At 39.2% G+C, this 11,395-nt stretch carries 7 protein-coding genes and 2 pseudogenes; 8 read left to right on the plus strand and 1 reads right to left on the minus strand.

The features are described from left to right. Positions 1 to 809 precede the first annotated feature (809 nt). From MHM99_RS20390 to MHM99_RS20425, 8 genes and pseudogenes are all read left to right on the plus strand, one after another. Positions 810 to 1,521, plus strand: a pseudogene (locus MHM99_RS20390) (flagellin). A gap of 690 nt (positions 1,522 to 2,211) precedes the next feature. Further along, positions 2,212 to 3,036 carry a flagellin gene (locus tag MHM99_RS20395; protein ID WP_239220416.1) on the plus strand — a complete coding sequence of 275 codons (825 nt, stop codon included), beginning with the start codon at positions 2,212 to 2,214 and terminating at the stop codon, positions 3,034 to 3,036. 702 nt (positions 3,037 to 3,738) lie between these two features. After that, positions 3,739 to 4,452, plus strand: coding sequence for a flagellin (locus tag MHM99_RS20400; RefSeq protein WP_239220417.1), 714 nt, complete (start codon positions 3,739 to 3,741; stop codon positions 4,450 to 4,452). Positions 4,453 to 4,546: 94 nt separating this feature from the next. Continuing rightward, entirely contained in the window at positions 4,547 to 5,014 is a 468-nt protein-coding gene (locus MHM99_RS20405; protein WP_239220418.1) for a flagellar protein FlaG, read from the plus strand. A 13-nt stretch (positions 5,015 to 5,027) separates the two neighbouring features. After that, entirely contained in the window at positions 5,028 to 6,461 is a 1,434-nt protein-coding gene (fliD, locus tag MHM99_RS20410; protein ID WP_239220419.1) for a flagellar filament capping protein FliD, read from the plus strand. A gap of 14 nt (positions 6,462 to 6,475) precedes the next feature. Continuing rightward, positions 6,476 to 6,907, plus strand: a complete 432-nt coding sequence (gene fliS, locus MHM99_RS20415; RefSeq protein WP_239220420.1) for a flagellar export chaperone FliS — start codon at positions 6,476 to 6,478, stop codon at positions 6,905 to 6,907. A 76-nt stretch (positions 6,908 to 6,983) separates the two neighbouring features. Continuing rightward, positions 6,984 to 7,214, plus strand: coding sequence for a hypothetical protein (locus MHM99_RS20420; protein WP_239220421.1), 231 nt, complete (start codon positions 6,984 to 6,986; stop codon positions 7,212 to 7,214). A gap of 2 nt (positions 7,215 to 7,216) precedes the next feature. Further along, positions 7,217 to 10,579, plus strand: coding sequence for a 6-hydroxymethylpterin diphosphokinase MptE-like protein (locus MHM99_RS20425; protein ID WP_239220422.1), 3,363 nt, complete (start codon positions 7,217 to 7,219; stop codon positions 10,577 to 10,579). A 67-nt stretch (positions 10,580 to 10,646) separates the two neighbouring features. Here the strand turns inward: MHM99_RS20425 and MHM99_RS21325 are convergent. Then, positions 10,647 to 11,127: pseudogene (locus tag MHM99_RS21325) on the minus strand (transposase). Positions 11,128 to 11,395 lie beyond the last annotated feature (268 nt).

Genomic DNA, 11,395 nt, shown 5'->3' on the forward strand with positions numbered 1-11,395 from the left:
GAAGTGAAAATACTTCAACGAGAAGCCGGATATACGGACGCAAACCATTTTAGTCAAACAGCATGTTTACTCTTGCAATAAAGGGGGAGACCATATACACGCTCTAGTATCCCTATTACTTGGAAATTTATATAGCGCGATCAGCTTTTTCGTTTCACTGTTGAATAGTCACATTTGGGTGGAAAATTCACGAGTTTCCCGGTTAATAGTTCCTCTAGAAAGCTTTGAGGCATTGCCTTAACTACAAAGCAACGTTTTTCAATAGCCTAAGTAGGTCATTTTCGTTACTCCAAAGCGTTAATCTATTGTTATCACAAATAATTTATGAATCCTTAAATGCTTTGTCTTCTTGAATACATACTTTGGCTGAAACTCGGAATTATTTCTTTCCGGTAATTAAATCATCAAAAGACCATTTTTGAGCTAAAGTGAACGGTTGCTTATTGGCCATGACACAGTGGCGCCTTTCTACTTTCGTCGTGTATATTTTGGGTAAGACTCATTAAAAGTACTATGTTCAGTTGGCTTAGATTTGAACTTTTTTCTAAAAGCCTCAAGCTATTCTTTATGCTAATTCTCCCTTAAAAATCCATTAGTTATGCGGCGTTTTATCTTTACCTTACGGCAACACTTTACCGCCTATCGGCAAAATATCGTAATTTATCCTAAAGGGAATCTGTTTGATGTCGATACAAATTCTGAGAGAGCCAGTTCATCAATTACCCCTCAGGTTTTGATGACTACTTATACTAAAATTTCGGTTAGCCCGATTGCCAGCCGTCGCTGGATCAAAATGTAGGAGAGACAACATGTCTTTATTTGTCAACACCAACGTATCTTCATTGAATGCCCAGCGTCAGCTTTTTGATGTTGGAAATTCACTAAGTACTTCTTTTGAACGCCTATCTTCAGGCTTCCGCATCAACAGTGCTGCCGATGATGCTGCAGGCCTGCAAATTTCAGATCGTTTAACTTCACAAATTCAAGGGTTAGATCAGGCGAGACGAAATGCTAACGATGGTATTTCAGTTGCACAAACTGCGGAAGGTGCGTTACAAGAGACCACGAATGCACTTCAGCGTATCCGTACTCTTGCCGTTCAGGCACAAAATGGGATCAATAGCACTGCTGACAGAGTGGCTTTGAATGAAGAAGTCACCGCACTTAAAGATGAAATCACACGGATCAGCACAGATACTGAGTTTGGTGGTTTAACGATACTGAGTGGAAGTTTCAACGCTAGTTTCTTAGTTGGTGCCAATGAAAATCAGACAATTGATGTGGCAATCGGAGGAGGTACTGGTTTTAGTGCCGCTAACCTATCGTTGGCAGCCGATGTAACACCGAAATCTTAGCAATATATCAGAGAATGTGTCTGCAGCACGTGCACAAATAAGAGATACCGATTTTGCTGCTGAGACCGCTAACTTAACCAGAAACCAGATCATTCAGCAAGCGAGCACAACCGTGCTGTCTCAGGCTAACCAGAGACCTCAAGCGGCGCTATCACTTCTAGGTTAACAATCCCCATAAGTCATGCTAGGAGGTAGTGCTCTAGCAAAAGAAGGTCAGTAGTATGTACTGGCCTTTTTCTATAAGTTATCGATTATACTGATAGCCCGACATAGTCGGCCATATTAATAAGATGTGGGTATTCGTCGCTTCTCCCCCCAAAACCACATCGACTCCAGCTCCCAACCCTGTCTAAGTAAAAAAGTGTATTTTTTTATAAAAAAAGCTCAAGCAATCTCACTTGTCGGACGATAACTATCACAAAGGGGAGATAAAGTTACATATTTCTTATCAAGGTTCAAAAGATAAGGTTAATGTTTATTTTTCTACTTCTTTTTATTACTTTTTTGATTTTTTATTTTCGTTAAAAAACAAATGTTTAAGGTTTTATGTTTTTCAGTATAAGAACATCTAAAGTAATTTTTTGAAAAGCCGATGAATAAAAAGAGTCGATGATTCGCGCTAAGTCTGCTAACTGGCGAGAGTGAAGCCAGGAGGTAGTGAGAGGTTTGATGTCTGAGTACACAAACTCACCAGCTAGCAAAGAGAATAATATTCTCTTTTTAGCAAGCTCTATTGGTAGTGTGCCAATAGAACGTCAGAATATTCTGACATTAAATTTGAAGCATGAATCATACCAAAAAGATTGCGCAAAATAATAATAATAGCGTTAATATTTTAAATAGTTAGGAGAAGAAAATGAGTCTGTTCGTAAATACTAATGTTTCGTCACTAAACGCACAGCGTCAATTGTTTACATCAGGGAATAACTTAAGTACGGCGTTTGAAAGACTGTCATCAGGTTTTCGTATTAATAGTGCAGCAGACGATGCCGCTGGTTTACAAATTTCTGATAGACTTACTTCGCAAATACAGGGGCTGGATCAGGCACAGCGTAATGCTAATGATGGCATATCCCTCGCACAAACGGCTGAGGGCGCATTACAAGAAACTACTAACGCACTTCAACGCATTCGTACTTTGGCTATTCAAGCGCAAAATGGCATTAATAATACTGCTGATAGAGTTGCTTTGAATCAGGAAGTAACTGCACTCAAAGATGAGATTACGCGGATTAGCACAGATACCGAGTTTGGTGGTTTAACGATACTAAGTGGAAGTTTCAATGCTACTTTCTTAGTCGGTGCCAATGAAAATCAGACAATTGACGTTGGTATTGGGGGAGGAACTGGTTTTAGTGCAGCTAATCTATCGTTGACAGACGATGTAACAACATCCGCTGGTGCTAGTGCCCTTATGACGAACGTAGATAATGCTATATCTAGAATAGGTTCAACGAGAGCTGAATTAGGCGCGGTACAAAATAGGTTTCAATCTACAATAAGAAATTTGGCTAATATTTCGGAAAACGTTTCATCGGCAAGAGCGCGTATTAGAGACACTGACTTTGCCGCAGAAACGGCAGAATTGACCCGTAATCAGATATTACAACAAGCTACGACGACAATATTGTCTCAGGCTAATCAGCGTCCCCAAGCTGCATTATCTTTATTAGGCGGTTAATAAGGTAGGCATCTAAAATAATGAAAAGAAGTTGAGAGGTCGTTCCTAATTGAAAATGACGGCCATAAAGGCCGTCATCATACAAAATAGCCTACTAACATAAATCAGAAGTTTTGGTTGAGAGGCCAGCTCATCATAATAAATATTTGTTTGTAGACTTAAACAGAGTTTGCTCAATCTCCTAACTAGAGCAATTTGGCCGGGACATCATGTCTCGGTTTTTTTAATTGTTACCGAAATACCCTGCCAAACGAAAATTTAGTTGAGCATCAACCGCTTCAAATAGAATCTAGCAAAATACGCACCACTTCGACTTAAAATCGGTGGCGTAATATCATCTGCCCGTTCAAAAAAGCAAGTACCGATAATAGTGTAGGTATCTATTGTTGCTCTCTATAAAAAACACTCTATAAAAAACATACGTTAGCGTAAAGCCACACCTATCGAATCTTGAATGTGTTACTCGACTCATAATGAACATTTATTACTCGTAATAACCCCCTTAAAAATCAGTGAGGTAAGAGTTGATTAGAAAAATAACAAAAAAATGCTAAAGAAGTTGAGAGCGGTGTCGATAACATTGTTGAGGGGTAATTCGCTTTACTTTTAAACGGGAGTTGGGACGGAGTAGTGACCGAGTCAACTCAAACTGAAAGGATTTGACAACGCGAAGTCGTATGTCAGGTCGCCAGGAGGTAATTTATGTCTTTATTTGTAAATACTAATGCGTCGTCATTGAATGCACAGCGTCAGTTATTTGACGTGAGCAACTCGTTAAGTACATCGTTCGAGCGTCTTTCGTCAGGTTTCCGTATCAACAGTGCCGCAGATGATGCTGCGGGCTTGCAGATTTCGGATAGGCTTACATCGCAAATTCAAGGTTTAGATCAAGCTCGTCGTAATGCGAATGACGGAGTTTCTGTTGTGCAAACTGCGGAAGGTGCGTTACAAGAAACCACGAATGCACTTCAGCGCATTCGTACTTTGGCTGTTCAGGCACAAAATGGAATAAATAGCACCGCTGATAGAGCAGCTTTGAACGAAGAGGTGACTGCACTTAAAGACGAAATTACGCGCATTAGCACTGATACTGATTTTGGTGGCCGCACCTTATTGAGTGGGAGCTTCAGCTCTAGCTTCTTAGTTGGTGCCAATGAAAATCAGACAATTGATGTGGCAATCGGAGGAGGTACTGGTTTTAGTGCCGCTAACCTATCGTTGGCAGCCGATGTAACAATTCGAAATTTAGGAAATATTTCCGAAAACATCTCATCTGCAAGAGCGCAAATTAGAGACACCGATTTTGCATCAGAGACCGCCAACCTGACAAGAAATCAAATCATTCAGCAGGCGTCTCTTTCTGTATTAAGCCAGGCAAATCAGCGCCCGCAAGCCGCGTTATCTTTACTTGGTTAAGTTTACTTTCAGATAGTATACTTAAATATAAATGCAACGGGTGTTTACTACTATGTGGGCGCCCGTTTTGTTGTTTGAGTGAGGAGGTTGGTCGATGGATATTAAAAATATTCAAGATGGTCAGGCTATTGCTGCAGCTTTGTCGACTAGAGTTGAAGCTTCAGCTCAATCGCCACAAGTTCAGCAAAATGAAACAAGCGACAGTAATGAGCGCAGTTTACAATCGGTTTCTGAAAGTACTGATAATCAAGGAAACGTAATACAAAATTTGTCTCAAGTTCTTCAAGCTACGTCCGATATAGAGAACAGAGCAGGAAACGAAATGCAGTTGGATGATGCAATATCTCGCGTAGAATCATTTCTACAGGGTCAAAATCGCAACTTAACGTTTTCTATAGACGAAAATACTGAACGTTCGGTGGTTACTGTATTAGACTCTGATTCTGGTGATGTAATAAGGCAAATTCCTTCAGAGGAACTGCTTGTGCTTGCAGAACGTATCCAAGAATTACAGCAAGATGTCGGAAGCCGTGTCGGAGTGTTGATAAATAATCAGGTTTAATAAGAGGTGAAAGATGTCGATAAGTTCTTTAGGTGTAGGCTCGGGCCTAGCGCTCGATGATTTAGTACGACAACTCATTTCAGCTGAGAGGCAGCCTCGAGAAAATCGTCTTAATGCGAGAGAGCAAGCTGTAGACGCGGAAATTTCGGCATTGGGGCAGATTAAGTCTAAAGTGTCTGACTTTCAAAAGGCTGTTGATGAGCTTCGCAGTGGCAGCAGTTTAAATAGTCGTGAGCCAACCATAACTAATCCCTCTGACGATGATGATGTTTTGTCCGCTGATGCGTCAAACTCTGCATTACGCGGGTCGTATGAAATCGTCGTTCAGCAACTAGCCTCGGGCAGTAGAATTACAACTGATGCTGGCGCTTTTACATCAAGTTCAGATGCGCTGCTATCTTCAGGAACCGGGTCTCTTACGTTTAGTATAGGTGCTGACGATAGCTTCACAATTAACGTTGATGACACAACCACTCTTACAGAGCTTCGAGAACTGATTAACAATTCAGAGGATAATTTTGGCGTAACGGCAAACATCATTGAGACAGGTACTGGTGATGGGCCGCGTTTAGTCATATTGTCCGATAAAGTGGGTGATGGTAATAATTTGGTCATAACCAATGACAGCGGAAATGCCGAGTTAGATCGCTTATCTACCACTGGCGGAACAAACAATATCGACGTCAATAATATCCAATCTGCACAAAATGCAATTGCATTTGTTGATGGTATTGAAGTGCAAAGTGCCAGCAATGAATTTGAGAATACAATTCAAAATGTCTCTTTTAAAGTTAACGAAATCTCTCCATCGAATAGTAACGGAGATCAGCTGGCGACCAACTTGACGATTGGCTTTAATAAAGAGGGCGTTGAAGAGGATATCAAGAGTTTTATTAGCAGTTACAACTCGCTTGTTGATGAAATAGAGCGCCTGACACGTTATGGCGCTACATCTGAAGATAGTGATGGTCCACTTGCTGGTGATTCTTTATTACGCGGGTTACAGTTGAATATTAGTACGATTGTTGGTGAAGAGGTCTCGGGCTCTGAGCTAAGTAGCCTCTTTCAGTTAGGGATAGAGCTTAACGAAGAAGGTAGACTTGAAATAGGAACTGAGGACTTTGGTCTTGGTTCTGGTCAAAAACGCTTAGATGAAGCCCTAGAAGACAACTTCGATGATATATCAACACTATTCAACAATGAAAACAATGGTATTGCTGTAAGGCTATACGACTTGGTAGAGCAATACTCTTCGTCTAGCGGTCTTATAAGTCTCAGAGAGCGTAGTGCGCAAGATGAAAAAGACAATGTTGAAACAGCGCGAGAAGCATTAGAACTCAGAATGACAAACTTTGAACAAACCGTGCGTTCAAGGTATGTGAACCTGGATAGAACTATTTCCCAGTTGAACCAAACAGGTTCGGCGTTATTTGCAGCACTTATTTAAAGACTGGAGTTATTATGTCGTTACGTGGAATAAATGCTTATCAAAAGAATAATGTTAAGCAAGCTGTCTCAACAGCTGACCCGCATAAGTTAACACTATTACTGTTGCAAGGTGCCATGGATCGTATTGCCTATGCTAAAGGGGCTATGGAACGAAAAGACTTTGTTAATAAATCAAAGTTTGTGACCAAAGCCACATCAATTGTTATCTACCTAAGAGACACCTTAGACATGAATGTTGGTGGGGAAATAGCGGAAAACCTTTTTGCGTTGTACAACTATATTGTCGAAATTGTTAATGAAGGTCATTTTAATGACGATAAAGCGAAGCTTGATGAAGCATATAGTCTATTAGAACCAATAAGGGACGCATGGATTTCTATACCTGAGAGTGCCAAACTAGAGGCATATCAACAAAAGGAATTGGCTGCATCAAATGAACGATGAGCATTCGATCTGCCTCAATCACTCACTAACACCTGTTTTTCTTCGTGTAATAAACAATAGAATCGAATCGACATTAGTGTCTGATGATGACCAGTCTGCTTTGTTACTGAAACTAGTTGTGTTAAGACACAAGCTAGTGATTAGAGAATTGAATAAAATAACTGCTGAATTTAAACAGCAGTTTGTTACCTTTGAACTAAAGAGAAATAAAAGACTTGAAGAAATAAGTTCAAGTTTGCGTAATGATGCAAAAAATGAGGTAATAAAGCTCAAAAGAGCGAAGCAAGCGGTCGAGAGATACAAATAATAATGCGTAAAGCCATCCAGCTATTCATTGAAGATGAAGAATCACAGTTAGAAAAGGAAGAGGCGCTCCTTCCGGTAGTAACAAAAAACTACACTAAAAGTTTGAAGTGCTTTCAACGTATTGTTCCATCTGTTTATCAATTGCTTGAAAATCATACATTTCAGCATAGTTCTATTTTTGTCAACAAAGATGGTGAATTAGACATCGTTGAGTCTAGCTCAGGTTCGGTATTTTATGGCAAAGATCCCAAAAAGTCGGTAGCGCAACATGTTGAACAGTTTCTGGCCGCCCCACAATCACTTGTGCTTACGCAGCCTGACGGCTCTGCAATAAGTAGCGCAACCTCTTCTCACGAACAAGCTATTATTATATTTGGTATCGGGCTAGGTCAGCACATTCTAGCGCTTATGCAGTCGGCAGATATAAAACACATCATCATTTATGAGCCCAACTTAGACTTATTATTTTGCTCACTTTACACTGCGTTTTGGCCTATCATTTTTAACCTTGCAAAGAGCCAAAATGTTTCGCTTTATTTTCAAGTTCCTAACAATGGAAAGTCGCTGTTTGCAGACTTAAGTGAACTTCATAATGCATTTGGTATTAATTCGCTATGGGTTTATTTTCATTATCACAGCAGTGAATTTGATGATATTAAAGATGAACTATCTTCAAATAATTGGCGCATAGGACGAGATTTAAGACATCATATAAACGAGAAGACGTTTGAAGACTATTTACCAAAGTGGCCACCAGTTGTAACTGATACATCATGGAGCGGTGAAAATTTAAATTATGAAGTATTCACCAATAATTTATCTGCGTTTAAAAAGTACTTCCCAGATATAGCGGAAGAGTTTTCAAACTATATCCCTATAAACTGGGAAGTTGTTGCTAATTCATCTGGCGAAGTAAATTTATTCAACCTTAAATATAAAACTTACTTGTTAGGCGACAAAAGTAAAGAAGAGTCCGAAAACATCTACACAATGTTTAAAGGCAATCCGAGTCGAGATGAATTGGTATTAAACTACTCTGGAGGAAAACTTTATCCTCATTTTCATTATCGAACTGCGGTGAGAATTCAAGACAAATTTAAGAAGGTCACTAAAGAAAGTACGATATTGCACCGTGATATTAAATCACTTCTCCTTTTCGGTGTTGGTAATGGCTACCAATTACAGCGCTTGTTAGATTCTCATGAAATAGGCAAGTTATTTATTTATGAGCCAAATCGAGATTTTTTTTATTCTTCATTATTTTCAATAGATTGGGAAGCATTGCTTGAAAAAATGGATGCCAACGAGAGTAGTATTTATCTTAATGTTGGCGACGATGGCTCAAATTTAGTGGAGGACTTTCTCACCCAGTTTGATAGGGTAGGTAGTTATAATTTGGCAAACATGTTTTTGTTCAAAAGTTATGATAATGATGTGCTTGAACCCACGCTGAATAACTTACGAGAAGAAATAAGACTGGTAATAGGGTTAAGTGATAACTTCGAGAATTCTCGATATATAATTTCGCACAGCAAGTGGGCAGTTGAAAACAATTTCAAGTATTTGTTAAAGAAAGAGATTGCACCTAGCGTCTTGAATGAAGTGCCTATTTTTGTTGTTGGGAACGGCCCTTCCTTGGATTATCTTATCCCTATTTTGAAAGAAGAGCATGCTAATGCGATAGTCATTAGCTGTGGCACAGCATTACAAGTACTGCATAAAAACGATATTGTGCCTGATTATCATGTTGATTTGGAGATAAATAGGTCACCTTATGACTGGTTGATAAGAGTAGATGACAACGAGTACTTGAAAAAAATTAACTTAATTAGCGGAAATGGCGTTCATCCAGACGTGATAAAAGCGTACAAAAATGCCTTTTTGTCCCTAAAAGAGGGAGAGGCTGCAACGCTTATTATAGAGTCTCTGTTTAGCGAACATAAATTTTCCTCGTTAAAATACTCTTATCCTACAGTATCTAACTTTGCGATTGATTGCGCGCTAGAGCTTGGTTTTAAACAAATTTATCTTTTTGGTGTCGATCTTGGGTTTGTCGACCAAAAACACCATCATTCACAACAGTCCGGTTATTACCTCGAAGATGGGAAAGAATTAATTGAATATACAAAGGTCTACAATACATCTTTAACCGTCGAAGGCAATTTTAGGCCATTAGTTAACACTAAACACGAATTTAAAATGTCCAAAACAATTATGGAGCTGGCATTAGAAAATGCCACTCATGATGTCGATGTATACAATTTAAATGACGGTGCCAAAATAAAAGGTACTATTCCGTTGGTACCTGAAAACATGTTGATTTTATCCGACAATCGAAAGAAAAAAAGAGTAATCGACTGGATAGAAAATACGGCACATCAAGTGCTGGACAACGAAGTTTTTTCTAAGCGTTTTCATCAAGAAATAAAAAACAGCGACTTACTTTACGGTTTTAGTTTGCTTGAAGAGGTTATGAGTGTACCTTTTGAGAGCAGAAATGACGCAGAGAAAGCGGTAATACAAAACAGAGAGACTATTATTGAGCTATTTGTAGATGGTAAACCAATTGTTATGTATTACTTACACGGTTCGGTAAACTACATCAATACTATGTTAAACAAAGCGTTGAATATGTCAAACGATGCGGAATGTCTACAGCTGCTCAACGTAATAAGAGAGCAGTGGATGTTGTTTTTAGCTGACGCAAGTATGAGTATGAAAGTTGCGCCTTACGAACTTGACTTCATATCGGGTTGTCCATTAGAGCGTGCTCAGATAAAAGGGCCCGAATATTATAAGGGACATAGATTAGCGGCTTTTAGTGAAAGCGCTGCTCCGGCATTAGCGAAAGCTTCAAACATCCTTGGCATAAATTTCAGCGACTTTTCACCAACCTGTGGCAGGCTTCGCATTGAGTTTTATAAAGCTGGTCATTGCTTTACCTCGCTAAAAAAAGAAAAATTATGTTTAATAGTAACAAGTCTAGGAGATTTTAAAAACTTGTTAGAGAGAGACACTAATGCACTACTTCTCTACCTTCCTCAGTACTTTATTGACGAAAATTACGACTTCGGAGTTTTTGGTAATAAAGATAACTACGTATTTTTTATAGCATTGCTTGCAGCCACTTGCAGTGAGTCAGTTAAAGTTGTAGTGCCTAAACTCCTCGAAAAAAGGTCATTTAATGTTCTGTCTGAACACCTTACTGAGTTTGCCAGCCTATCGAGGTTTATTAGCTACGAATCCCATTACTATACGGCTTTCTCAAGGAAGTATTTGAGTGAAAAAGAGATGGTTAATGGTGTTGATGAACGTTTCAGGTTCTTACCTTCTATCAGAGAAGAAAATCTCTTTTCAATTTTTTGAATCTTACTGATGTGAATATTAATTACTTTTGTCTAGGGCGTGTTGATCTTTGCTGTACATATTTTACTCAACAATACATCGGCAGCCACATTAACATAAATGCCAGCGATACCATGCTGGCATAATTTCGCTCTAACTTATCGTATCTAGTTGAAATGGCTTGATATTGCTTAATTCTTGCAAATGCATTTTCAACCAAATGTCGGTATTTGTATAAGTACCAATCCATGCTTTTTTATCAATATCTTGACCGTAATTCCGTGTAGTAATTACTGGTGTTCCACCGTGGTCACGAACAAAACAGCGGAATGGTTCGCTATCATAGCCTTTATCACAAACGACAGTGTTCACTTCATCAAGCTGTTCAACCAAACTATTCGCATGAACAACATCGTGGCGTTGACCTTCGGATAAGCCGAAACAAATCGGTAATCCTCCACTATTTCAAATATCATTCGATGTTCAGTTTTATCGTAAATACGGCCTGTACTTTTCATAACTTGGAGTAGCAGTTCCCATCGAATATCAGTTAGTATTGTTCTTGGCATGGTTTTGGATATGGCTTTACTTTTGGCGAAGCAAATTATAACCCTTTACCATGCTGATTAAAAAATACTCACGAAAGATCAACGATGGAATGGTCTCCCCCCTCAAACGGCATCGCAATGTGCCAAACTTGGAATTGAACAATCAAGTTAACAAGGTGAAGAGGCCAAGATGGATATTACAACGATTGGGCTGGATTTAGCAAAAAGTGTGAGTCATGTGGTGTGCTGTAATCAGGCAGGCAAGATTGTGCGAAAAAAAATGTTGAGA

Origin of the sequence: Alteromonas sp. MmMcT2-2, from assembly GCF_022348305.1 — a bacterium.
GTDB classification, from domain to species: Bacteria; Pseudomonadota; Gammaproteobacteria; order Enterobacterales; family Alteromonadaceae; genus Alteromonas; species Alteromonas macleodii.